Origin of the sequence: Streptomyces sp. NPDC052023, assembly GCF_044548465.1 — a bacterium.
Taxonomy (GTDB): Bacteria; Actinomycetota; Actinomycetes; order Streptomycetales; family Streptomycetaceae; genus Streptomyces.
In genome coordinates this window covers 106,181-128,156 of sequence record NZ_JBIUBW010000005.1, presented here as the reverse complement: position 1 = coordinate 128,156, position 21,976 = coordinate 106,181, and the positions used below count along the sequence as shown (strand labels likewise).

At 72.2% G+C, this 21,976-nt stretch carries 22 protein-coding genes, 2 pseudogenes and 1 riboswitch; of the genes and pseudogenes, 18 read left to right on the top strand and 6 right to left on the bottom strand.

Features of this window, described 5'->3' with window-relative positions:
- Position 1: 1 nt before the first annotated feature.
- Together ACIHCM_RS13235 and ACIHCM_RS13230 are read right to left on the bottom strand one after the other, a co-directional pair.
- Positions 2 to 304 carry an urease subunit gamma gene (locus tag ACIHCM_RS13235; RefSeq protein WP_399893758.1) on the bottom strand — a complete coding sequence of 101 codons (303 nt, stop codon included), beginning with the start codon at positions 302 to 304 and terminating at the stop codon, positions 2 to 4.
- Between the two features lie 216 nt (positions 305 to 520).
- Entirely contained in the window at positions 521 to 808 is a 288-nt protein-coding gene (locus ACIHCM_RS13230) for a type II toxin-antitoxin system Phd/YefM family antitoxin (protein ID WP_399893755.1), read from the bottom strand.
- Between the two features lie 70 nt (positions 809 to 878).
- Between ACIHCM_RS13230 and ACIHCM_RS13225 the strand changes: the two are divergent.
- The 3 genes and pseudogenes from ACIHCM_RS13225 to ACIHCM_RS13215 all read left to right on the top strand — a co-directional run.
- Positions 879 to 1,269, top strand: a pseudogene (locus tag ACIHCM_RS13225) (ATP-dependent Clp protease proteolytic subunit); the annotation flags it as partial.
- 10 nt (positions 1,270 to 1,279) lie between these two features.
- Positions 1,280 to 1,586: pseudogene (locus tag ACIHCM_RS13220) on the top strand (hypothetical protein).
- A gap of 349 nt (positions 1,587 to 1,935) precedes the next feature.
- Positions 1,936 to 2,138: riboswitch (cyclic di-AMP (ydaO/yuaA leader) on the top strand.
- Between the two features lie 3 nt (positions 2,139 to 2,141).
- Positions 2,142 to 2,615 carry a C40 family peptidase gene (locus tag ACIHCM_RS13215; RefSeq protein ID WP_393113397.1) on the top strand — a complete coding sequence of 158 codons (474 nt, stop codon included), beginning with the start codon at positions 2,142 to 2,144 and terminating at the stop codon, positions 2,613 to 2,615.
- A gap of 917 nt (positions 2,616 to 3,532) precedes the next feature.
- Here ACIHCM_RS13215 and ACIHCM_RS13210 read toward each other — a convergent pair.
- On the bottom strand, positions 3,533 to 3,982 hold the full coding sequence (locus ACIHCM_RS13210) for an ATP-binding protein (protein ID WP_399893752.1): 450 nt from the start codon (positions 3,980 to 3,982) through the stop codon (positions 3,533 to 3,535).
- A 212-nt stretch (positions 3,983 to 4,194) separates the two neighbouring features.
- Here ACIHCM_RS13210 and ACIHCM_RS13205 point away from each other — a divergent pair, with 212 nt between their 5' ends.
- Positions 4,195 to 5,055 (top strand): helix-turn-helix domain-containing protein, encoded by an 861-nt coding sequence (locus tag ACIHCM_RS13205; RefSeq protein ID WP_399893749.1) that lies wholly within the window; start codon positions 4,195 to 4,197, stop codon positions 5,053 to 5,055.
- Positions 5,056 to 5,064: 9 nt separating this feature from the next.
- On the top strand, positions 5,065 to 5,286 hold the full coding sequence (locus ACIHCM_RS13200; protein ID WP_399893746.1) for a DUF397 domain-containing protein: 222 nt from the start codon (positions 5,065 to 5,067) through the stop codon (positions 5,284 to 5,286).
- Between the two features lie 93 nt (positions 5,287 to 5,379).
- On the opposite strand, the gene ACIHCM_RS13195 is transcribed toward ACIHCM_RS13200, so the two are convergent.
- A complete protein-coding gene (locus ACIHCM_RS13195; RefSeq protein ID WP_399893744.1) occupies positions 5,380 to 6,507 on the bottom strand; it encodes an 8-amino-7-oxononanoate synthase in 1,128 nt (375 codons plus the stop codon).
- Between the two features lie 152 nt (positions 6,508 to 6,659).
- Between ACIHCM_RS13195 and bioB the strand changes: the two genes are divergently transcribed.
- From bioB to ACIHCM_RS13175, 4 genes are all read left to right on the top strand, one after another.
- Positions 6,660 to 7,931: a biotin synthase BioB gene (gene bioB, locus ACIHCM_RS13190; RefSeq protein WP_399893741.1), complete on the top strand. Its 1,272-nt coding sequence runs from the start codon at positions 6,660 to 6,662 to the stop codon at positions 7,929 to 7,931.
- Positions 7,924 to 9,204, top strand: coding sequence for an adenosylmethionine--8-amino-7-oxononanoate transaminase (locus tag ACIHCM_RS13185; RefSeq protein ID WP_399893738.1), 1,281 nt, complete (start codon positions 7,924 to 7,926; stop codon positions 9,202 to 9,204). Before bioB ends, ACIHCM_RS13185 begins: the two co-directional genes overlap by 8 nt.
- Position 9,205: 1 nt before the next feature.
- Positions 9,206 to 9,934, top strand: a complete 729-nt coding sequence (bioD, locus tag ACIHCM_RS13180; RefSeq protein WP_399893735.1) for a dethiobiotin synthase — start codon at positions 9,206 to 9,208, stop codon at positions 9,932 to 9,934.
- A 293-nt stretch (positions 9,935 to 10,227) separates the two neighbouring features.
- On the top strand, positions 10,228 to 10,908 hold the full coding sequence (locus ACIHCM_RS13175) for a class I SAM-dependent methyltransferase (protein ID WP_399893733.1): 681 nt from the start codon (positions 10,228 to 10,230) through the stop codon (positions 10,906 to 10,908).
- A 9-nt stretch (positions 10,909 to 10,917) separates the two neighbouring features.
- Here ACIHCM_RS13175 and ACIHCM_RS13170 read toward each other — a convergent pair whose 3' ends face one another.
- Complete coding sequence (locus ACIHCM_RS13170) at positions 10,918 to 11,292, bottom strand: fic family toxin-antitoxin system, toxin component (protein WP_399893730.1); 375 nt, start codon at positions 11,290 to 11,292, stop codon at positions 10,918 to 10,920.
- Positions 11,293 to 11,296: 4 nt separating this feature from the next.
- Positions 11,297 to 11,578, bottom strand: coding sequence for a toxin-antitoxin system HicB family antitoxin (locus ACIHCM_RS13165; protein WP_399893727.1), 282 nt, complete (start codon positions 11,576 to 11,578; stop codon positions 11,297 to 11,299).
- Positions 11,579 to 11,801: 223 nt separating this feature from the next.
- Here ACIHCM_RS13165 and ACIHCM_RS13160 point away from each other — a divergent pair, with 223 nt between their 5' ends.
- The 9 genes from ACIHCM_RS13160 (at position 11,802) to mug (ending at position 21,859) form a co-directional block, all read left to right on the top strand.
- Positions 11,802 to 12,614 (top strand): ABC transporter ATP-binding protein, encoded by an 813-nt coding sequence (locus ACIHCM_RS13160; RefSeq protein WP_399893724.1) that lies wholly within the window; start codon positions 11,802 to 11,804, stop codon positions 12,612 to 12,614.
- 4 nt (positions 12,615 to 12,618) lie between these two features.
- On the top strand, positions 12,619 to 15,186 hold the full coding sequence (locus tag ACIHCM_RS13155) for an ABC transporter permease (RefSeq protein WP_399893721.1): 2,568 nt from the start codon (positions 12,619 to 12,621) through the stop codon (positions 15,184 to 15,186).
- A 463-nt stretch (positions 15,187 to 15,649) separates the two neighbouring features.
- Complete coding sequence (locus ACIHCM_RS13150) at positions 15,650 to 16,078, top strand: GNAT family N-acetyltransferase (RefSeq protein WP_399893717.1); 429 nt, start codon at positions 15,650 to 15,652, stop codon at positions 16,076 to 16,078.
- A 156-nt stretch (positions 16,079 to 16,234) separates the two neighbouring features.
- The gene (locus ACIHCM_RS13145; protein ID WP_399893714.1) at positions 16,235 to 17,572 is read left to right on the top strand and encodes a hemolysin family protein; all 1,338 of its coding nucleotides are present in this window, start codon (positions 16,235 to 16,237) and stop codon (positions 17,570 to 17,572) included.
- A complete protein-coding gene (locus tag ACIHCM_RS13140; RefSeq protein ID WP_399893711.1) occupies positions 17,569 to 18,582 on the top strand; it encodes a hemolysin family protein in 1,014 nt (337 codons plus the stop codon). The genes ACIHCM_RS13145 and ACIHCM_RS13140 overlap by 4 nt, the downstream gene beginning before the upstream one ends.
- 73 nt (positions 18,583 to 18,655) lie before the next feature.
- Complete coding sequence (locus tag ACIHCM_RS13135) at positions 18,656 to 19,441, top strand: SGNH/GDSL hydrolase family protein (protein WP_399893709.1); 786 nt, start codon at positions 18,656 to 18,658, stop codon at positions 19,439 to 19,441.
- A 6-nt stretch (positions 19,442 to 19,447) separates the two neighbouring features.
- On the top strand, positions 19,448 to 19,789 hold the full coding sequence (locus ACIHCM_RS13130; RefSeq protein WP_399893706.1) for a DUF4326 domain-containing protein: 342 nt from the start codon (positions 19,448 to 19,450) through the stop codon (positions 19,787 to 19,789).
- Between the two features lie 73 nt (positions 19,790 to 19,862).
- Complete coding sequence (purB, locus tag ACIHCM_RS13125) at positions 19,863 to 21,305, top strand: adenylosuccinate lyase (protein ID WP_399893703.1); 1,443 nt, start codon at positions 19,863 to 19,865, stop codon at positions 21,303 to 21,305.
- Complete coding sequence (mug, locus tag ACIHCM_RS13120) at positions 21,302 to 21,859, top strand: G/U mismatch-specific DNA glycosylase (protein WP_399894604.1); 558 nt, start codon at positions 21,302 to 21,304, stop codon at positions 21,857 to 21,859. Before purB ends, mug begins: the two co-directional genes overlap by 4 nt.
- The last annotated feature ends 117 nt before the right edge of the window (positions 21,860 to 21,976 follow it).

Genomic DNA, 21,976 nt, shown 5'->3' with positions numbered 1-21,976 from the left:
CTCACACGATCGGGTCATGGACGGTGACGAGCTTGGTGCCGTCCGGGAAGGTCGCCTCGACCTGGACGTCGTGGATCATCTCGGGGATGCCCTCCATGACGTCGTCCCGGGTGAGCAACTCGCGTCCGGAAGTCATGAGTTCGGCGACGGTACGGCCGTCCCGCGCGCCTTCGAGGATGTGCGAGGTGATGAGGGCGACGGCCTCGGGGTGGTTCAGTCTCAGCCCGCGGGCCCGGCGCTTGCCGGCGACGTCCGCCGCCACGTGGATCAGCAGCTTCTCCTGCTCGTGCGGGGTCAGTTGCACGTGCCACCTCACATCCTCGCTCCGGGCCGTGCGGGGCCCGGTTGCCGCCGCCACCGGCCGAACTCCCCGGCGGCGTGGAGGGGCACGCTAGTTGGCATGCGTTTCGGGCACGTTAACCGAACTGTGACCCCTGGAACGCGGTGAGCAGCGCGGTCGCCGGCCTCGCGGCACTCCCGGGCCCCGCCGCGGGCCTTCGCATGCGCCGGGGATGTGCCGCTACGAGGGACCGGGCCCGCGGTGCTCCGCCGCGATGCCGAACCGCTGCCGCTCACGGGGCGCGGACGCCGTCTCGGGCACGGCGGAGAGGGAGCTGACCACCTGCTCCTCACCCGCCTCCGCGACGCCCTCCAGCGCGTCGAGCCGTTCGAGATCGGCGGCGGAGACGAGGGCGACGAGAGGCTTGCCGTGCCGCGTCACGACGACGCGCTCACCGCCGTACACCACCCGGTTGATCAGGTCGGCGAGCTCAGCCCTGGCTTGCGTCACCGGAATCTCGTAGGCCATGGACCCATTCTAACGTCACGTACATCCTGTACATTTTTTACAGAAGACTCCGGATGTCGTGAGCCGTACCGCGAACGATGTGATGGCGCAGTTCATGCACCTGGAACACCAGGACCCGGACCAGGACATCTCACTGTTCGACCGCTGCCGCACTGCTGGCCGCGGGCACCCCGGGACAGCGATACGCACTGCCCGGCTCGCGGATGGTGCTCGGTCAGCCGGCGCTGGCCGAGCCCGTCGAGGGACAGGCCGGCGATCTCGCCGTCGAGGCGGCGGCGTTGGCGCGAGAGCGCACGCGGCTCGAGGAGATGCTCGCTCGGCACACGGGGCGCACACCCGCGCAGGTGGGCGCGGACATCGAACGGGACAAGATCCTCACGGCACAAGAGGCGCTGGCGTACGGCCTGATCGACCGGATCGTCCCCGGCCGCAGGGCCACCCGCACCGCGCCGGGCGAGAGGTGGGCCGGGGATGCTGCCACCCGACCTGCCGCCGCTGCCCGCCCTCACCCGCGCCGAGAGCGAGTTGATCGACCGCTATCTGGACGTGGTGGACCTGCTCGGGCGTATCAACCCGGCGTGCGACGGGGACACGCATCGTGGACTGCGGGCCGCTCAGGCGCTGGCGCGCAAGGCCGTCGAACTGCGCGACGCGCTCGCGCTGATGCACCAGCGGGGGGAGACCGAACTGCACGCACGGACGCTCGCGCGGGCGCCGCGCGCTGGACGGTGAACGCCGGACGGCGCGTGTCATCGTTCCGCCGCGCTCCGACAGTTGAGGCGCGGCTGATCCACCGGCCGGCGACCGGCGCCTGGCTGCGACACGGCAGGGTGTCCGGGTGGGAGTCGAAACGGACCAAAAGGGCTACCGCCGTCCGGAGGACCTTTACCTCCCTTTTCGGGACCCTTGCGGTTGCGCAACGAGACCTGCCTCGGGGCGGAATGGGACCTTCCACCGCTGGTCCGGGGCGGCGTGGTGCCCTTGACACCTGTTCGCACATCAGGCTGTCCACCCGAACGGGTGAGTGGTGAGTAACACCACAAATCCCCGGTTGCGTTGGGATTTTCGGACTTCCGTGAGTCAAGATCCCTGACTGACGACAAGCCCCCGCCACCGCGGCGGGGCGATCCGGGCGGACGCCGAGTCCTGCCGCTGCCCGGATGACCGGTCGACAGGAGTGGATCGGCAGGAGTGGAGGACCCAAGCACGACGGGTCGCCGGAGCCCAGTTTCCGAGCGTCCCTTGGGGTGAAGCCGCGGCAACGCGGCCGGGCAACTTCGCCAGCCCGAATCCGACAGGTCATCCTTCACAGGCGGCTGACGAAGGGTTGCGCATGACCGCGCTCAATCGTGTCCCGTCGCTGATGGCCCGTGCCGGCACGGCCTCGGCCCTCACGCTGGTCGCCGTGGGCGGCTCCGTCGTGGCTCCGGGCGTCGCCCAGGAGGCCGCGGCCGCCACGCCCGCGACGAAGGCACTCCAGATCGCCGCCTCCAAGAAGGGCTCCCCGTACAGGTGGGGCGCCACGGGGCCGCGCAGGTTCGACTGCTCCGGGCTGACGCTGTACTCGTTCAAGAAGGCGGGCAAGAAGCTGCCCCGCACGGCGGCCCAGCAGTACAACAAGACCCGCCACATCGCGGCGAAGAGCCGTAAGGCCGGTGACCTCGTGTTCTTCCACTCGGGGTCGAACGTGTACCACGTCGGGATCTACGCCGGGAAGGGGAAGATCTGGCACGCCCCGAAGACCGGGGACGTGGTGAGGCTGCAGAAGATCTGGACGAAGAGCGTCTGGTACGGCCGGGTCAAGTGACCCACGGGTGGCGGTGGCGGCGCCCGGAGGGGACGCCGCCGCCCCGCCCAGGCCGGCGCATGGGTGACGACGCCTTGGCCCAGTGGGTGCGAGGCGGCCGCCGGGGTCGGCCTCTCGCCGGAGGCCCCAGGGGACCGTCGTCGCGCCCACAGGGCCCCCGGAGTCCGAGGTGGAGCACGTACGCGCCCACGGGCCGGCTGCGAGGCCCGTAGCGCCGCTACGCCGGTCACGGCCGGCGCGGTGTGCGGCAACAGCCCGCCCGCGATCCGGGGCGCGCCACGCCGGCCAGGCGGGAGAACCGCCGGGCCGGGTGGCGCCGGTGGCCGACGGTGCGGCGGATCCGGGCGCTGACGCACACCTGCGAGCCCGCCGAGCCGGCGTCGCTGCACGCCCTCGGAGACGGCGCTCCCGGCTGCCGCTCACGGAGCCGGCCGGGCCGCCGCCGATCAGCATGACCCCGGACCATCCGGCCCGGCAGGAGTGCTGTCGGCGGGCGAGCCGCGTCGCACCGACTCGGTCGCCGACCGCGCCGGTGGTACGGCTCCCGCTGCGGATGCCTTCCGCCCCTGCTGCGCAGCGCCTTCGGCCGCCCAGCAGCCCCGCCCGGCACCCCCGGCTCCTGCCGGCCCCCGGCCGCTCCGGCACCGTGCCGCCCCGGCCTCCCGGCTCACCCACCCCGCCAGGTACGCCGCCCTCGGCCGGCTCATCCGGGCCGCCGGCACAGCAGCCCCGCCCGGCCTGAGCCCCGCCCCTCCACCCGCGCTCCGACTCACTGCACGCCCGCCCGGAGCGTGGCCCGGCCTCCCGGCTCACCACCCGGTCACGTGCGCCGAACCGCCCGTCGGCCGCCCAGCCGGGACACCTCACTCACCCGGCCCGACCATCCGGAGCGGGCGCCCGCCGGAAGGCCAAGGCCCCTACTGGCCCGCAAGCGGGGCCGTGCCGGCCGGTACCGTCCAGGGCAGTTCGATGGAGACCGTCTTGCCTCCCTCGCGGGTCGGGCGGACTCTGAGGCGGCCGCCGCACTCCGCGGTGAGCCAGCGGATGATGACCATGCCCCGTCCGTTGTCCTGCTGGACGGCGGCCGGAAGGCGCTTGGGGAAACGCGGGTGGCTGTCGGTCACGCCGATGCGCAGCCGCTCGTCGCGGTCGAGCTGCATGGCGACCGTGAAGGTGGGTGACTGTCCGAGCGTGTGCTGGACGGCGTTGGTGGCGAGTTCGGAGATGATGAGCCGGATCGTGTCGGCCACCTCGGTCTCCGGCGGCAGTCCCCATTCCGCCAGGGTGCTGACGACGTAGGTGCGGGCGGTGGCGACCGAGGCGGGATCGCTCGGCAGAGTGACGGATGCTTCCAGATGGTCTGCCATGGCGACGTCGTCCCTTTCCCACGGGACCGCAGTCCGACACGGAGCGGATGGTTCGAGTACGGTCCCGGACTGGTGCTTCTTCGCCAGACTGCCACTCAAAGCCCGGTAGCGGTGGCGATCCACCAAGATATGCATATATCTGTCGCTCGAAGCGGTGAACTCTGCGACGGCAGAGCGTATTTGGGCGGCTCGGAAGGAGTAAGGAGTAGCCCATGCAGCACGGTCCCGCGGTGCGCCGCCGGAAACTGGGCGCCGAATTACGCACACTGCGAGGCCGGGCGGGCCTCACCAGCGGTGAGGCGGCCCGGCTGGTGGGCTGGCACCAGTCGAAAGTGAGCCGGATCGAGACCGGCGCCAGCGGTGTGAAACCGGCCGATGTGCGGTTACTCCTGGATGCCTACGGGGTGGACGATGCCCGACTGAGGGATCTCCTGCTGGCGTTGGCGGGCTCCGGCGGCGGACACGGCCGCGACCACTGGTGGCACGCCTACAAGGGTGTACTGCCGCCCACCTACCGCGACTTCATCAGCCTGGAGTCGCAGGCCGGCGCCATGCGCACCCTGGAGACCTCCGTCGTCCCGGGCCTGCTCCAGACCCCCGAATACGCGCGCGCCGTGACCCGGGCCGCGGTCGAGGGCCTGGACGAGGACGGGCTGGACGCCCTGGTAGAGGTACGCCTGGCCCGGCAGGACGTGCTGCGCTCGCACCCCCCGCTCGCGCTGAGCGCGGTGCTGGACGAGGCGGTGCTGCGCCGTGAGGTCGGTGGCCCGGAGGTGATGGCGCGCCAGCTGGAGCGGCTCCTGGACGCGGCCCGGCTGCCCCAAGTACGGCTCCAGGTGCTGCCCTTCGCCGCTGGGGCCCACATCGGCATCACCGGGCCTTTCGTTATCTTCTCATTTTCGAGCACTTCTGATCTGGATGTTGTGGTTCTCGACCACTTGACGAGTAGCCTCTACCTCGAAAGGAAAGAAGACGTAGAGGCCTACACCGAGGCCTTCAACGCCCTTCAGTTCCACGCCCTTTCGCCCGAGGAATCGTTGGACTACATCGCCGGGATAGGTGACGGCGCGTAAGGAGGCACCATGACCGCACTGCCTCGGAACGTACCTTCCAGCACTCAACTGCTCGGTGTGCACTGGCTGCGCAGCAGCTACAGCACCGGCGCCAACAACTGCGTCGAGACGGCCCGGCCGGCCCTTGGCCCGTGCGCCGGACTGCTCGCCGTACGCGACTCCAAGGACCCGGCCGGACCCGCGCTGCTCTTCTCCCCCGGGAGCTGGGCGAGGTTCACGGCTCACCTCTGACAGGTCCTGCCGGCTTCACACGCGATCCGCCCCTCGGGGCAGGATCACCTGATCAGTTCCGCACAGCGCGACGCACGGCCGTGGTTCGCCGACTCATGGTCGCGTGTCGCCGATGACTCGTACAGCGCGTTCGATCTGGTCCCCGGAGAGGTCCGCGCGGGCCGTCAGCCGCAGCCGGGAGATGCCGTCGGGCACGGAGGGAGGCCGGAAGCAGCCCACGGCGAGCCCCTCGGCGCGGCAGTCGGCCGCCCAGCGCACGGCGCTCTCCGGGGACGGCGCGCGCACGGAGACGACCGCGGCGTCCGGCCGTACCGCCGCCAGCCCCAGGGCCGTCAGCCGGCTGTGCAGCTCACCCGCCACCGCCCGCGCCCGCGCCGCCCGCTCGGGCTCACCGCGCAGCAGCCGCAGCGCCGCGAGCGCCGCGCCCGCGGCGGCCGGAGCCAGACCGGTGTCGAAGATGAACGTCCTGGCCGCGTTGACCAGATGGTCGATCACGCGGTCCGGACCGAGCACGGCGCCGCCCTGGCTGCCCAGCGACTTCGACAGCGTGACCGTGGCGACCACGTCGGGCGCGCCCGCGAGACCTGTCGCGTACGGGACCCCCCGGCCGCCGGTGCCGAGCACGCCGAGACCGTGCGCGTCGTCGACGACCAGCCCGGCGCCACGCTCCCGGCACGCCGCGGCCACAGCGATGAGCGGCGCTTGGTCGCCGTCCACCGAGAAGACCGTGTCGGACACGGCGACTGCCGGGCCGTCATGCGTGTGCAGCGCCTTGCGCACCGCCTCCGGGTCGGCGTGCGCGACTACCTGGGTGGTGCCGCGGGCCAGCCGGCAGCCGTCGATGAGCGAGGCGTGGTTGCCCGCGTCGGAGACGATCAGCGACCCGTGCGGGGCCAGCGCGGTGACCGCGGCGAGGTTGGCGGCGTAGCCGGAGGAGAACACGAGCGCCGCCTCGAAGCCGCAGAAGCCGGCCAGCTCGCGTTCGAGCTCCGTGTGCAGTTCGGTGGTGCCGGTGACCAGGCGTGAGCCGGTCGCCCCGCCGCCCCATGTGCGCGCGGCGCGCGCGGCTCCCTCGACGACCTCGGGGTGCCGGGCCAGCCCCAGATAGTCGTTGCTCGCCAGGTCCAGCAGCGGCGAGTCGGCGGGGCGGGGACGCAGGGTGCGTACGAGTCCGGCGCCGCGGCGCAGCTCCGCCTGCTCGTCGATCCAGCCGAACGCCATGGGGTCCGTCCTCCGGTGTTTTTGTAGGCAGTGGACAGACACTAGCGGTACCCAACGCTGCCCAGGGTGTGGCAATACCCACACGCCACGCGGCAGGGGTTGTACGAAGTCTCCTCTTGGCCGGAAGCGGTGGATTAGGACAGGATCACTGCATGGACCTGCTGAACACGCTGGTGGACAAGGGGCTTCGGCGCGAGACGCCGACCCGCGAGGAAGCACTGGCCGTCCTCGCCACTTCCGACGACGACGTACTCGATGTGGTGGCCGCGGCCGGGAAGGTGCGCCGCCACTGGTTCGGCCGACGGGTGAAGCTCAACTACCTCGTCAACCTCAAGTCGGGCCTGTGCCCCGAGGACTGCTCGTACTGCTCCCAACGGCTCGGCTCCAAGGCCGGCATCCTGAAGTACACCTGGCTCAAGCCCGGCGAGGCCTCCGAGGCCGCCGCCGCGGGGCTCGCGGGCGGCGCCAAGCGGGTCTGTCTGGTCGCCAGCGGGCGCGGGCCGACGGACCGGGACGTCGACCGGGTCTCCGAGACGATCAGGACCATCAAGGAGCAGAACGAGGGCGTCGAGGTGTGCGCCTGCCTCGGCCTGCTCTCCGCCGGCCAGGCGGAGCGGCTGCGCGAGGCCGGCGCGGATGCCTACAACCACAACCTCAACACGTCCGAGGGGACGTACGCGGACATCACGACCACCCACACCTACGCCGACCGTGTCGACACCGTGCAGAAGGCGCACGCGGCCGGGCTGTCGGCCTGCTCGGGGCTGATCGCGGGCATGGGCGAGTCGGACGAGGACCTGGTCGACGTCGTCTTCGCGCTGCGTGAGCTGGACCCGGACTCGGTGCCGGTCAACTTCCTGATCCCGTTCGAGGGCACACCGCTCGCCAAGGAGTGGCATCTCACCCCGCAGCGCTGTCTGCGGATCCTCGCGATGGTGCGGTTCGTCTGCCCCGACGTCGAGGTGCGCATCGCGGGCGGCCGTGAGGTGCATCTGCGCACCATGCAGCCCCTCGCCCTGCATCTGGCCAACTCCATCTTCCTCGGCGACTACCTCACCAGCGAGGGCCAGGCGGGCAAGGCGGACCTGGAGATGATCGCCGACGCCGGGTTCGAGGTGGAGGGCGCCGATCAGGTGACGCTGCCGGAGCACCGGGTGGGCGGCGGATGCGGGTCCCACGAGGGCGCGGTGAGCGGCGGATGCGGCGCGCACGACGGTGCGGACAGCGGCGGGTGCGGGGTGCACTCGGAGGCGGAGAGCGGCGGCTGCGGGGCCCAGGCGAGTGCCGGGAGCGGCGGGTGCGGCTCTCATGAAGGGGGCGGAGTCTGCGGTTCCGCGGCTGTGGCGCAGGCCGCGGAGCCCCGTACGGACCTGGTCGCGGTGCGCCGCCGGGGTGCCGGAACGGACCTCGCGCCCAATGCCTGATCTGCCCCTGCCGGAGCTGCTGGACCTCGACCGGCGGCACGTCTGGCATCCGTACGGCCCCATGCCCGGCCGGCAGGAACCGCTCGTCGTGGAGTCGGCGAGCGGGGTCCGGCTGCGGCTCGCGGACGGCTCGGGCGAGCTGATCGACGGTATGTCGTCCTGGTGGTCGGCGATCCACGGCTACAACCACCCGGTGCTGAACGAGGCCGCGCGCGAGCAGTTGTCGCGGATGAGCCACGTGATGTTCGGCGGGCTCACGCACGAGCCGGCGGTACGGCTCGCGAAGCTCCTTGTCGACATGTCACCCGAGGGGCTGGAGCATGTGTTCCTCGCCGACTCCGGGTCGGTGTCGGTCGAGGTCGCGGTCAAGATGTGCCTGCAGTACTGGCGATCGCTCGGCCGGCCGCAGAAGCACCGCCTGTTCACCTGGCGCGGCGGCTACCACGGCGACACCTGGCAGCCGATGTCGGTGTGCGACCCCGAGGGGGGCATGCACGAGCTGTGGACCGGGGTGCTGCCGCGTCAGGTCTTCGCCGACGCGCCGCCGGCCACGTACGAGGAGTCGTACGCGGAACATCTGCGCGCGACGATCGAGCGGCACGCCGGTGAACTGGCCGCCGTCGTCGTCGAGCCGGTGGTGCAGGGTGCGGGCGGGATGCGGTTCCACTCCCCCGCGTATCTGCGGGTACTGCGCGAGGCGTGCGACGCGCACGACGTGCTGCTGGTGTTCGACGAGATCGCGACCGGCTTCGGCCGGACAGGTGAGCTGTTCGCGGCCGGACACGCGGATGTCACGCCCGACGTGATGTGCGTGGGCAAGGCGCTGACGGGCGGTTACCTGACCATGGCGGCGACGCTCTGCACGGCGCGGGTGGCCGACGGCATCTCGCGGGGCGAGGTGCCGGTGCTGGCGCACGGACCGACGTTCATGGGCAATCCGCTGGCGGCGGCGGTGGCCTGCGCCTCGATCGAGCTGCTGCTCGGGCAGGACTGGCGCACGGAGGTCAAGCGGATCGAGGCGGGACTACGGGAGGGGCTGGCGCCGGCCACGGAGCTCGCGGGCGTACGCGAGGTGCGGGTCCAGGGCGCCATCGGCGTCGTCCAGCTCGACCACGGGGTGGACATGGCGGCGGCGACGCGCGCCGCCGTGCGCGAGGGCGTGTGGCTGCGGCCGTTCCGCGACCTCGTCTACACCATGCCGCCGTACATCACGGGTGACGCCGACCTGGCACAGATCGGGCGCGCGGTGTGCGCGGCCGCGCGGGAGGGATGACATGGCGATCCTGGTGATCACGGGGACGGGCACGGAGGTCGGCAAGACCGTCACCACGGCGGCGGTCGCCGCTTCCGCGCTGGCCGCGGGGCGTACGGTCGCCGTTCTGAAAGCCGCTCAGACGGGCGTACGGCCCGATGAGCGCGGGGACGCCGAGGAGGTCGCGCGGCTGGCGGGCCCGGTCACGACCGGCGAACTCGCCCGCTACCCGGAGCCGTTGGCGCCCCGCACCGCGGCCCGGCGGGCGGGGCGGGCGCCGGTCCATCCGCACGAGATCGCCGAGGCCGCAGCCAAGCTGGCCACCGAGCACGATCTGGTGCTGGTGGAGGGCGCGGGCGGGCTGCTGGTGCGGTTCGACCCGGCGGGCGGGACACTGGCGGACGCGGCCGGGTTGCTCGCGGCGCCCGTCCTGGTGGTGGCCGCGGCCGGGCTGGGCACGCTGAACACCACCGAGCTGACGGCGCGTGAAATCCGCGCCCGGAGGCTCGACCTGGCGGGAGTGGTCATCGGCAGCTGGCCTGCCGAGCCGGACCTGGCCGCACGCTGCAATCTGGCGGACCTGCCGGAGGTGGCGGGCGCGCCACTGCTGGGTGCGCTGCCGGCGGGGGTGGCGGCAGCGGCCCCGGAGACCTTCCGCGAGGCGGCACCGGGATGGCTGGCGCCGCGGCTGGACGGCACGTGGGACGCGGAGGCGTTCCGGGTACGCGAGGGGCCACGGGCCTTGCGGTGAACCCTGGCGGGCCAGGGCGGTGTACGAGGGTGACTTCAGCCGGCCCGGGGCGTACGACGGTGACTCCGCCCGGCCGGCGACTCCGTCCGCCAGGACACGGCGAGTTGAGGTCGTGCGACTCGGGGATGGAGTTGCGGTCGAACGGCGACTCCGAAGCCTCGGGCGTCCGGCGTCGGGGGCTGCGCCGTGTCCAGCGAGGTATGCAGGGGCCGCTGCGTGACGTGCCGGTGGGGGTGTAACGGGCGCTTGCGGGGGACAATGCCGGTATGGCCCGTCCTGCCCGGGAGGTTTCCATGCCGCTTCGGTCCGCCCGCACCGGCAAGGTGGCGCGGGATGCCGTGCACCACCCGCTGTTCGCCCGTTACTACGCCCGCGTCAGTGTGGCCGCCGAGACCCGGTTGGGCATGGGCGGCGTTCGGGACCGGCTCCTGGCCGGGCTGTCCGGGCGGGTGATCGAGATCGGCGCGGGCAACGGCCTGAACTTCGCGCACTATCCGGGCACGGTCGCGGAGGTCGTCGCCATCGAACCGGAGCGCGGTCTGCGCAAGCTGGCGGTGGAGGCCGCCCTGCGCGCCGAGGTGCCCGTCGACGTGGTGCCGGGCGCCGCGGAGGCGCTGCCGGTCAAGAGCGAGGGCTTCGACGCGGTGGTGCTGTCGCTGGTCCTGTGCAGCGTGCGGGACGTGCCGCGCGCCCTCGCTGAGGTACGGCGAGTGCTGCGGCCGGGCGGTCAGGTGCGTTTCTTCGAGCACGGGCGAGGCGGCGGCCGTGCCATGGGCTTCACGCAGCGCGCGCTGGACCGGACGTTGTGGCCGCCACTGAGCGGCGGCTGCCATCTGTCCCGGGATCCGCTGGGCGCGCTCCGGGAAGCCGGGTTCGAACTCGGCCCTTACCGGCGGATGCTGATGCCGGAGCGGGGGCCGGTGCTGCCCACGTCGTTCTGCGTGCTGGGCACGGCGTGGCGACCGCCGCAGTAGGCAGGCTCCTCACCGGCTCCACTGGCGCAGCTCGCGCGCGATGTCGTGCACCGACGCCTCGCCGCTCTTGACCAGCCGGGCCAGATCACGCACCTGCTCGGGCGAGGTGACGACCTTGGCGCCGCTCGCGACGAGATAGGCGTACGCCACGGCGGAGGCGAAAAGGGCGTTGGAGCGCTCCAGCGCCGGGACGTGGACCAGCAGCTGGAGCAGTGCCGCGGCGCGGGTGTGCGGGGTGTCGTAGACGGGGACGTCGAAGATCTCGGCCCGGTGGCGCGCGACGGCGGCGACCAGGGCTCCCCAGTCGGTGACCTGAGGGTCCCCCGGCGTCTTCTGTTCCGCGAGCATCAGAAGCCAGGCGAGGTCGATGGTGAGGTCGCTCAACGGATCAACGGCGACCTTCGCTCGTGCGGCCGTCACGTCCTGCCTTCACATGGCTGCCGCCCACGCGCCCCTCGCGGTCGGTACCGAACTCCTCGGCGAAGACCGACTCGTAACTCTTCATGAAGTCGGCGGCGGCCTCCACGAAGGTGTGGCCGACCTCGCCGGTGTCCTGCTTGACCAGTTCCTCGATGTAGCGGTTGACGCTCATCCCGCGCGCGAGGGCGCGTTCGCGTGCCGCGCGGGCGGTGTCCTCGTTGACGCGGACGTTCAGCTGGGCCTTGGCCATACCTCGAAGCTAGCGCTCGCGCGCTAGCACGGCAAGAGAACCTCGGGGCCACTTTGCGTGCCCCTTACACGCGCATCCCGGGCACGACCTCGGCAGGAGAACACCCGGGACCTCCGGGGGATACCGCGTGTGCCGCGCGTCACACTACTGTCTGCCCAAGCCGGGAAGCCGTCCGCGCGGTACCCGGGACGTCCACGCGCGAGGAGCGACCGAGGAGGCACCCTTGTCCACACCTGCCGCGAAGCACGCCCCGGAACACGCCTCGTCCGGCGGGGTCGCCGCCCGCACCCGGGGCCTGACCAAGGCCTACGGCTCGGGCGAGACGACGGTGCTCGCCCTGGACTCGGTGGACGTCGACATCGCGCGCGGGCGCTTCACCGCCGTGATGGGCCCCTCGGGCTCCGGCAAGTCCACGCTCATGCACTGCCTGGCCGGGCTCGACAGCGTCTCGGCGGGTCAGGTGTGGCTCGGCGACACCGAGATCACCGGACTGAAGGAGCGTGAGCTCACCCGGCTGCGCCGGGACCGGATCGGGTTCATGTTCCAGTCGTTCAACCTGATCCCGACGCTGAACGCGCTGGAGAACATCACCCTTCCCATGGACATCGCGGGCCAGAAGCCCGACCAGAAGTGGCTGGACCAGGTCGTCGACACCCTCGGGCTGCGGGACCGGCTGGGGCACCGCCCGTCGCAGCTGTCCGGCGGTCAGCAGCAGCGCGTGGCCTGCGCCCGCGCCCTCGCCTCCCGGCCGGAGCTGATCTTCGCCGACGAACCGACCGGCAACCTCGACTCGCGCGCGGGTCTGGAGGTTCTCGGCTTCCTGCGGGAGGCCGTGGACGGACTCGGGCAGACCGTCGTCATGGTCACCCACGACCCCGGTGCCGCCGCCCACTCCGACCTCGTGCTGTTCCTCGGCGACGGACGGATCGTCGACGAGATGGAGCGGCCGACGGCCGAGGCGGTGCTGGAACGGATGAAGCGCTTCGACGTGATCCGCCGTCAGTACGACGACGGCACACGCGCCCAGGGAGAATGAACCGGTGCTCAAGGCGACGCTCAGAAGCTTCCTCGCCCACAAGGGGCGGCTGCTCCTCTCGGCGCTGGCCGTGCTGCTGTCCGTCGCGTTCGTCGCGGGCAGCCTGATCTTCTCCGACACCGTCAGCCGCACGTTCGACCGGCTCTTCGCGTCGACCGCGGCCGATGTCACCGTCAGCCCCAGGGAGACCCTCGCCGAGGCGGTGCCGTCCGGCGCCACGGCGACCCTGCCGGCCGCGCTCGCCGAGCGGATCGCCCAGATCGACGGGGTGGCCGCCGCCCGCGCCGAGGTCGAGGTCCAGAACATCACCGTCGTCGACGACCGCAACGAGTCGGTGAGCCCGACGGGCGGTGCCCCCACGCTCGGCAACAACTGGAACCCGACCGACCGCAGCCCCGTAAAGCTGACCTCGGGTCATGTTCCGCACGGGCCCGGCGAGGCGCTGATCGACTCCGAGACCGCCGAGCGCAGCGGAGTGGGCCTCGGGGACACCCTCAACGTGATCGCCGCCCCCGGTTCGTTCAAGGTCGAGGTGGTCGGTCTCGTCACGTTCACCACCACCAACCCCGGCGCCGCGCTGCTGTTCGTGGACACGCCGACCGCGCAGGCCAAGTTCCTCGGCGCCCCGGAGGGCGCCACCGCCGTCACCGTGGACGCGGCGCCGGGCGTCAGCGACGAGTCGCTCAAAGACCGTGTGGCGCACACACTCGGCACCGGCCGCTACGACTTGCGCACCGCGGACGAGAAGGCCCGGTCGGACGTCGAACAGCTCGGCGGCTTCCTCGACATCATCAAGTACGTGATGCTCGGCTTCGCCGGGATCGCCGTGCTGGTGGGCGTGTTCCTGATCGTCAACACCTTCTCCATGCTGATCGCGCAGCGCACCCGCGAACTGGGCCTGCTGCGCGCGCTGGGCGCCGACCGTCGCCAGGTGCGCCGCTCGGTGCTCACCGAGGCACTGCTGCTCGGACTGGTGGGCTCGACACTGGGTCTGGCCGCCGGTATCGGTCTCGCGGCCGGGCTGATCGAACTGATGGGCCTGCTCGGCATGAACATCAAGTCCACCGAGATGGTCGTCGGCTGGGCGACCCCGGTGACGGCGTACGTCGTCGGTGTCGGGGTCACCTTCGTCGCCGCGTACCTCCCGGCCCGACGTGCCGCCTCCGTGTCGCCGATGGCGGCGCTCGCGGACGCCGAAGTGGCCGGGGTGGGACGGCCGCTCAGGACGCGTGCGATCGTGGGCACGGTCGTCGGGGTGGCGGGCGTGGCCGCGCTGGTGGGCTGCGTGGCGTCGTCCGACGTCGGGTCGGCTGCCTCGCTGCTGGGCCTCGGCGTCGTCCTGACGCTGGTCGCGACCGTGATCGCGGGACCGCTGCTGGTGCGGCCGGTGATCCGGGTGCTGGGCGGGTGGTTCCCGGCGCTGTTCGGTTCGATCGGGCGGATGAGCCAGCGCAACGCGCTGCGCAATCCCCGTCGTACGGGTGCCACCGCGGCCGCGCTCATGGTGGGTCTCGCCCTGGTCGGCGGGATGTCGGTGGCGAGCGCGTCGATGACGAAGTCGTTCGAAGAGCAGATCGACCAGACGCTGGGCGCGGACTTCGTGCTCCAGAACGCCAACTTCGTGCCCTTCCCTCAGGAGGTCACCGAGCGGGTGCGCGGGACGGAGGGCGTCGGCCTGGTCGTGCGCTCGCGCTTCGCGCCGATCGCGGTGGCCCTCCCCGGCGGCGACCGGATCGAGACGACGGCAGCCGGATACGACCCGCGGCTCGACGAGGTCGCCAACGTCACCTACGCGCAGGGCGACAGCGCCGCCGCGCTGGCCCCCGGGCGGATGGCGATGGACCGCGACTTCGCGCGCGAGCAGGGTCTGAGGGTCGGCAGCACGGTGCCCGTCGAATTCCAGGGCGGTCGGGAGGCCGAACTGACCGTCGGCGCGCTGACCGACCAGGAGTCCTCCGAGGGCTTCGGCATGCGGGGCGGGATCTACTTCGGCCTCACCACGCTGGAGCGTTACGCGCCGGGCGCCCAGGACTCCGCGCTGTACGTCAACGGCGCGCCCGGCACGGCCGTGGCCGACCTGCGCGACGGGCTGGAGGGCACGCTGGAGGCGTATCCACAGGTGCAGGTGCGGGACCTGGCCGACTACAAGCAACTCGTCAACGACCAGATCGCGGTCCTGCTGTACCTGGTGTACGCCCTGCTCGGGCTGGCCATCGTCATCGCCGTGCTGGGCGTGGTGAACACCCTTGCCCTGTCCGTCGTGGAGCGCACGCGGGAGATCGGACTGCTGCGGGCCATCGGGCTCGCCCGGCGGCAGCTGCGGCGGATGATCCGGCTGGAGTCGGTCGTGATCGCGGTGTTCGGCGCGGTGCTCGGGCTGGCGCTGGGGCTGCTGTGGGGCCTGTGCACCCAGCAGGTGCTGGCGCTGGAGGGCATGACGGCGCTCGCGATCCCCTGGGGCACGATCGTCGCGGTCGTGATCGGCTCGGCGGTGGTGGGGGTCGTGGCCGCGCTGCTGCCGGCGCTGCGCGCGTCGCGGATGAGCATACTGGCGGCGATCGCACACGAGTGAGAGCGGCCGGCCGACCGGCGGAGCCGCGCGGGTCCGGCGTAGGGCCGGGGCTGGCCGACCACGCGACGGCCGCCCGTGGCGTGTGCCGTGTCGTCGGGGTGGACACCCGCGGGTGCTTGCGGGGGATGGCTGCGCCTGGCGGTTACCGGTGGCCCTGGTGCTCACCGCCGGTGCTCGTGTGCGGTGGCTGCGCCTGCCGGTGACCGGGTGGCCTGTGGAGGTGCCCGACGTGCTCGGTGCGATGGCCGCCACGGCGGGGCCGCGTGGCCTGGGAACCGCGCGCCGGTGCTCGTACGCGCCGGTCGCGGCCGGGCGCGGCACCAACGACCGCGAGCGCGGCGAGCTTCAGGGTGCGGCCGGACGAATGCGCGGCGGTGAGACACCGGCCGGGCGGCGGCCATATGCCTGTCCGCATGCTGGAATTCGCGGGCGGTGCGGTCCCCGGCGGTGATGGGATCACGCCATGACCGACCCCCGGATCCGGACCGCGACGCCCGACGACCTGGACACCGTGCTGGCCTTCTGGAAGACCGCCGCCGAAGGCGCCAGCATCAGCGACGACCGTGACGGCGTGGAGCGGCTGGTCGCCCGCGATCCCGAGGCGCTGATCCTGGCCGAGCGGGCGGGTGAACTGGTCGGCACGGTCATCGCGGGCTTCGACGGCTGGCGCTGCCACCTCTACCGCCTCGCCGTGCATCCGGCGCACCGGCGCCAGGGCATCGGCGGCGCCCTGCTGACCGCCGCGGAGGAACGTTTCGTACGCCTCGGCGGCCGCCGCGGGGACGCGATGGTGCTGACCCGGAACGAGACCGGGCAGCGCGCGTGGCGGGCGGCCGGGTACTCGCCGGAGGAACAATGGCGGCGCTGGGTGAAGCCGCTGACCGACTCCTGATGTCCTTTGCCGATCTTTTACCCTGAAATGGCCACTCGGTTCTCCCGGAACCGGCCTACGTGAAAGGTGTGAGCGTCCGCCCATGGGCGAGCCTCCCCGTGCCAGACATCGCGCGATCCTCACCGCCCTGCCGGATCATGGGACGGAGGTGACCCGATGACCGAAGTGCTCCTTCTGCTCGTGGCGATCCTGCTGTCGCTCGCCTGTGGTGCCTTCGTCGCCGCCGAGTTCTCCCTGACCACGGTCGAGCGCGGCGACCTGGAACGAGCCGTGGAGCGCGGCGACCGGGGGGCCGCCGGCGCCCTCAAGGCCGTACGGAACCTCACCTTCCAGCTCTCCGGCGCCCAGCTCGGCATCACCGTCACCAACCTGGTGGTCGGGATGCTCGCCGAGCCGTCCATCGCGCGGCTCATCGCGGGGCCGCTGCGCGGCATGGGCATCTCCTCCTCCATGGCCTCGTCGATCGCGCTGGTGCTGGGCACGGCCCTGTCGACGGTGTTCCTGATGGTGGTGGGCGAGCTGGTGCCCAAGAACTGGGCGATCTCCTCGCCGTTGGCCGTGGCCCGGCGGGTGGGCAACGCCCAGCGCTGGTTCAGCGCGATCTTCCGGCCGTTCATCACCCACCTCAACAACACGGCGAACCGCCTGGTGCGCCGCCTCGGCATCGAACCGGCGGAGGAGCTGGCCTCCGCGCGCGGGCCGCAGGAGCTGGCCGCGCTGGCCCGGCACTCCGCCCGGGAGGGGGCCCTGGAAGCGGACACCGCCGAACTGTTCGTCCGGACCCTGAACCTCGCCGACCTCACCGCGCAGAACGTGATGACGCCGCGCGTGCAGGTCGTCGCCCTGGACGCGCAGGCGACCTGCGAGGACGTGGCGAACGCGACGCGCGCCACGGGCCTGTCCCGGTTCCCGGTCTACCGCGACAGCCTCGACTCCGTCGTGGGCACCGCCCACATCAAGGACATCCTGACCTTGCCCGCGGAGCGCCGGCCCCGGGTGCGGGTCGCCGACATGATGCGCGAACCGCTGCTCGTCCCCGAGTCCCTGACGGTGGACCGGCTTCTCGACCGGCTGTCCGGCAAGCGCACGATGGCCGTGGTCATCGACGAGTACGGCGGTACGGCGGGCGTGGCGACCCTGGAGGACATCGTCGAGGAGGTCGTCGGCGAGGTGCGCGACGAGCACGACCCGCACGAGACCCCCGACCTCGCCCCGGTCGGCGCCGACGAGGACGGCCACGCCCTGTACTCGGCGGACGGTGCCGCCCGCATGGACCAGCTCGCGCGCGTCGGCCTGCGGCCGCCGGAGGGGCCGTACGAGACGCTGGCCGGCCTCGTCGCGACGGAGCTGGGCCGTATCCCCGCCGTGGGCGACAGCGTCGAGGTCGCCGGATGGCGGCTGGACGTGCTGGACGCCGGTGGCCGCCGGGCCGCGCGCGTGCTGCTGCACGCGCCGCTCGACGACGAGACGGACGAGAAGGGAGCGCGGGCATGACCGTCGTACAGCTGCTCATCGGTCTGGCCACGCTGGTGGTGAACGCCTTCTTCGTCGGCGCGGAGTTCGCGCTGATCTCCGTGCGCCGCTCTCAGATCGAGCCGTACGCCGAGCAGGGCGACCGGCGCGCCAAGAGCGTGCTGTGGGGGCTGGAGCACGTCTCCGCGCTGATGGCGGCCGCGCAGCTCGGCATCACGCTGTGCACCCTGGTCCTCGGTGTGGTCGCGGAACCGGCGATCGCCCATCTGCTCGAACCGGTGTTCCACGCGGCGGGTGTGCCGAGCGGCGCCGGACACGCGGTGTCCTTCGTGATCGCCCTGACGCTTGCCACGTATCTGCACATGCTGCTCGGCGAGATGGTGCCGAAGAACATCGCGCTCGCCGAGCCGGTGCGCAGCGCGCTGCTGCTCGGCCCGCCGCTGGTGACGCTGTCCCGGGCGCTGCGCCCGGTGATCTTCACGATCAACGCCTTCGCGAACGGGCTGCTGAAGCTGCTGCGGATCGAGACGAAGGACGAGGTCACGGCGACCTTCTCGGATGCCGAGCTGGCCCGGATGGTCAAGGACTCCGGCGCGGCCGGGCTGATCGACGACCGGGCGCAGGAGCGGCTGCACGACGCCCTCGAACTGGGCCGCCGGCCCGTGCGCGACGTCGTGCTCCCGCTGGAGCGCGTCGTGTACGCGCGCATGGGGATCACACCTGAGGAACTGGAAGGGCTGTCGGCCCGGACCGGGTTCTCGCGCTTCCCCGTGGTGGACGAGGGGCGCCGGATCGTCGGCTATCTGCATGTGAAGGACGCGCTGGACGCCTCCCCGCGGGACACGCCGTTCCGCTTGCGGGACATGCGGCCCATCGCGCGCGTGCGGGAGACCACGCCGCTGGACGACGTCCTCACCGCGATGCGGGGCAGCCGTACACATGTGGCGGCCGTGCTGGGCTCCGACGGGCGGCTGGCGGGGCTGGTGACCATGGAGGACGTACTGCGGGAGCTGTTCGGGCAGTGGGCGTGAGGCCGGGGGCGCACGCCGTCCCGGGAGGCGACCGACCGACGGGTATGCGCCTCGGGATACCATCTCCGACGCCATGGAGACGAACCCCTCACCCACGTACAGCAGCCTCGTCGCGGTCGGCGACTCCTTCACGGAGGGCATGTCGGACCTGCTCCCCGACGGCACCTACCGGGGCTGGGCCGACCTGCTCGCGGCCCGGATGGCCGTCCGCGCGCCCGGCTTCCGGTACGCCAACCTGGCCGTGCGCGGCAAGCTGATCGGGCAGATCGTCGACGAGCAGGTGCCCGTGGCGGCCGCCATGGGCGCCGATGTGATCACCCTCGTCGGCGGGCTCAACGACACCCTGCGGCCCAAGTGCGACATGGGCCGGGTGCGCGCGCTGCTGGAGGAGGCCGTGGAGCGGCTGGCCCCGGCCTGCAAGCAGCTGGTGCTGATGCGCAGCCCGGGGCGGCAGGGCCCGGTGCTTCAGCGGTTCCGGCCCCGGATGGAGGAGCTGTTCGCCTGCGTCGACGAGCTGGCCGCGCGGCACGGCGCGGTGGTGGTCGACCTGTACGGGGCGGCCTCGCTCGGCGACCCGCGCCTGTGGGACGTGGACCGGCTGCACCTGACGGCCGAAGGCCATCGCCGGGTCGCGGAGGCGGTCTGGCAGGGGCTCGGGTACGAGGTCGAGGACCCGCACTGGCGGGTGCCGATGGCGGCCACACTGCCGCCCGGGTGGGCGACGCGGCGGGCCGCGGACCTCCGGTTCACCCGGGAGTACCTGCTGCCGTGGATAGGACGCCGGCTCAGCGGCCGCTCCTCCGGTGACGGCCGCCCGCCGAAGCGGCCCGACCTGCTGCCGTACGAGGACCTGGCGTAGGCCGGCGTGACCACGCGGGTGATCAACCTCAGGGGCCGGATCCACGACTTCGGCCCCCGGCTGGAACACGCCCCCGAGGACGTCGTCTACGTCGGCCGCCGCTGGACGCTGGGCGGCTGGGATCTGCCCCGGCACCCGCTGTACAACCCGTTCGCCTACGACACGGCGACGAGGCGGCGGGACGGCACCCGGGCCGAGGTGATGGCGATGTACCGGGCGTACCTGCTGGAGCGTCCGGAGCTGCTCGACCTGGTCCCGGAGCTGCGTGGACGGACCCTCGCCTGCTGGTGTGCGCCGGAGCCGTGCCACGGGGACGTACTGGCCGAGTTGGCCGATTCCGCCGGCTGACGATCGTCTCGTAGGTTCCGACGAACCCACCCGTGGCGCTGGCCTGCACAAACCGCCAGTAGAATCCGGTTACGTGACTTCTGCGCCCGCCAAGCCCCGCATCCCCAACGTCCTCGCCGGACGCTACGCCTCCGCCGAGCTCGCCACGCTCTGGTCGCCCGAGCAGAAGGTGAAGCTGGAGCGGCAGCTCTGGCTCGCCGTGCTGCGGGCCCAGAAGGACCTCGGCATCGAGGTGCCGGACGCGGCGATCGCCGACTACGAGCGCGTCCTGGACACCGTCGACCTGGCCTCGATCGCCGAGCGCGAGAAGGTCACGCGGCACGACGTGAAGGCGCGGATCGAGGAGTTCAACGACCTCGCCGGGCACGAGCACGTGCACAAGGGCATGACCTCCCGCGACCTCACCGAGAACGTCGAGCAGCTGCAGATCCGGCTCTCGCTGGAGCTGGTGCGCGACCGCACGGTGGCCGTCCTGGCACGGCTCGGCAAGCTCGCCGGGGAGTACGCCGAGCTGGTCATGGCCGGCCGTTCACACAACGTCGCCGCGCAGGCCACCACCCTGGGCAAGCGTTTCGCGACCGTCGCCGACGAGCTGCTCGTCGCCCACGGCCGCGTCGAGGAACTGCTGGGCCGCTACCCGCTGCGCGGCATCAAGGGCCCGGTCGGCACGGCGCAGGACATGCTGGACCTGCTGGGCGGGGACGCCGCGAAGCTGGCCGAGCTGGAGCAGCGGATCGCTTCGCACCTGGGCTTCTCGCAGGCGTTCACCTCGGTCGGCCAGGTGTACCCGCGCTCGCTGGACTACGAGGTCGTCACCGCGCTCGTGCAGCTGGCCGCCGCCCCCTCGTCGCTGGCGAAGACCATCCGGCTGATGGCCGGGCACGAGCTGGTGACCGAGGGCTTCAAGCCGGGCCAGGTCGGCTCCTCCGCGATGCCGCACAAGATGAACACCCGCTCCTGCGAGCGCGTGAACGGCCTGATGGTCATCCTGCGCGGCTACGCGTCGATGACCGGGGAGCTGGCGGGCGACCAGTGGAACGAGGGTGACGTGTCCTGCTCGGTGGTGCGCCGGGTCGCGCTCCCGGACGCGTTCTTCGCGCTGGACGGGCTGCTGGAGACGTTCCTGACGGTGCTGGACGAGTTCGGCGCGTTCCCCGCGGTCGTGGCGCGTGAACTCGACCGCTACCTGCCCTTCCTGGCCACGACCAAGGTGCTCATGGCGTCGGTGCGGGCGGGTGTCGGCCGCGAGGTCGCGCACGAGGCGATCAAGGAGAACGCCGTGGCGTGTGCCCTGGCGATGCGTGAGCAGGGCGCCGAGCGCAACGAGCTGCTGGACAAGCTCGCCGCCGACGAGCGCATTCCGCTCGACCGGACGGGGCTCGCTGAACTGATGGCCGACAAGCTGTCCTTCACCGGCGCCGCCGCCGACCAGGTCGGAACCGTCGTCGGCCGGATCGAGGAGATCGTGAAGCAGCGGCCCGAGGCCGCGGGCTACACGCCGGGAGCGATCCTCTGACGCGCTTCACTCCCCAGGAGCTCGAGGCCGCCCGCGACCGACTCGTCCCCGACGTGGTCGCGGACGGCCTGCGCGTGCTCTTCTGCGGCATCAACCCCGGTCTGATGACCGCGGCGACGGGCCACCACTTCGCCCGCCCCGGCAACCGCTTCTGGCCGGTGCTGCACCTCTCCGGCTTCACGCCACGGCTGCTGAAGCCTGCCGAGCAGGATGCGTTGCCGTCGTACGGGCTCGGCATCACGAACGTGGTGGCGCGGGCCACGGCACGAGCCGACGAGTTGAGCGCCGAGGAGTACCGCGAGGGCGGGCGGCTGCTGGCGCTGAAGGTGGCGCGGCTGCGGCCGCGCTGGCTGGCGGTGGTGGGGGTCACCGCGTACCGGGCCGCCTTCGACGACCGTAAGGCGCAGGTGGGGCCACAGGCGCGGACGATCGGCGACACCCGGGTGTGGGTGCTGCCCAACCCCTCCGGGCTGAACGCGCATTGGACGGCCGGGACGATGGCGGAGGAGTTCGCACGGCTACGGGTGGCCTCGGAGGACCGGCACGCCCCTTGAGCGCCCGTCTCCTGCCCGTCACATCGCCGGGACCGTCACCCGCGCGGCGGCGGGCAGTCCACGCCTACGCCGCACTCACGCCCCGGCGACCCGCTACCGGGAGCCCCGTCCACCTCC

What these genes read in the sequence shown, in the direction of transcription:
- ACIHCM_RS13205 (WP_399893749.1), top strand. Translation starts at nt 4,195, where the DNA reads ATGCAGCACGGTCCCGCGGTGCGCCGCCGGAAACTGGGCGCCGAATTA.
- ACIHCM_RS13230 (WP_399893755.1), bottom strand. Translation starts at nt 808, where the DNA reads ATGGCCTACGAGATTCCGGTGACGCAAGCCAGGGCTGAGCTCGCCGAC.
- ACIHCM_RS13150 (WP_399893717.1), top strand. Translation starts at nt 15,650, where the DNA reads ATGACCGACCCCCGGATCCGGACCGCGACGCCCGACGACCTGGACACC.
- ACIHCM_RS13195 (WP_399893744.1), bottom strand. Translation starts at nt 6,507, where the DNA reads ATGGCGTTCGGCTGGATCGACGAGCAGGCGGAGCTGCGCCGCGGCGCC.
- bioD (WP_399893735.1), top strand. Translation starts at nt 9,206, where the DNA reads ATGGCGATCCTGGTGATCACGGGGACGGGCACGGAGGTCGGCAAGACC.
- ACIHCM_RS13165 (WP_399893727.1), bottom strand. Translation starts at nt 11,578, where the DNA reads ATGGCCAAGGCCCAGCTGAACGTCCGCGTCAACGAGGACACCGCCCGC.
- ACIHCM_RS13135 (WP_399893709.1), top strand. Translation starts at nt 18,656, where the DNA reads ATGGAGACGAACCCCTCACCCACGTACAGCAGCCTCGTCGCGGTCGGC.
- ACIHCM_RS13215 (WP_393113397.1), top strand. Translation starts at nt 2,142, where the DNA reads ATGACCGCGCTCAATCGTGTCCCGTCGCTGATGGCCCGTGCCGGCACG.
- ACIHCM_RS13200 (WP_399893746.1), top strand. Translation starts at nt 5,065, where the DNA reads ATGACCGCACTGCCTCGGAACGTACCTTCCAGCACTCAACTGCTCGGT.
- bioB (WP_399893741.1), top strand. Translation starts at nt 6,660, where the DNA reads ATGGACCTGCTGAACACGCTGGTGGACAAGGGGCTTCGGCGCGAGACG.
- ACIHCM_RS13140 (WP_399893711.1), top strand. Translation starts at nt 17,569, where the DNA reads ATGACCGTCGTACAGCTGCTCATCGGTCTGGCCACGCTGGTGGTGAAC.
- ACIHCM_RS13145 (WP_399893714.1), top strand. Translation starts at nt 16,235, where the DNA reads ATGACCGAAGTGCTCCTTCTGCTCGTGGCGATCCTGCTGTCGCTCGCC.
- ACIHCM_RS13175 (WP_399893733.1), top strand. Translation starts at nt 10,228, where the DNA reads ATGCCGCTTCGGTCCGCCCGCACCGGCAAGGTGGCGCGGGATGCCGTG.
- ACIHCM_RS13185 (WP_399893738.1), top strand. Translation starts at nt 7,924, where the DNA reads ATGCCTGATCTGCCCCTGCCGGAGCTGCTGGACCTCGACCGGCGGCAC.
- ACIHCM_RS13210 (WP_399893752.1), bottom strand. Translation starts at nt 3,982, where the DNA reads ATGGCAGACCATCTGGAAGCATCCGTCACTCTGCCGAGCGATCCCGCC.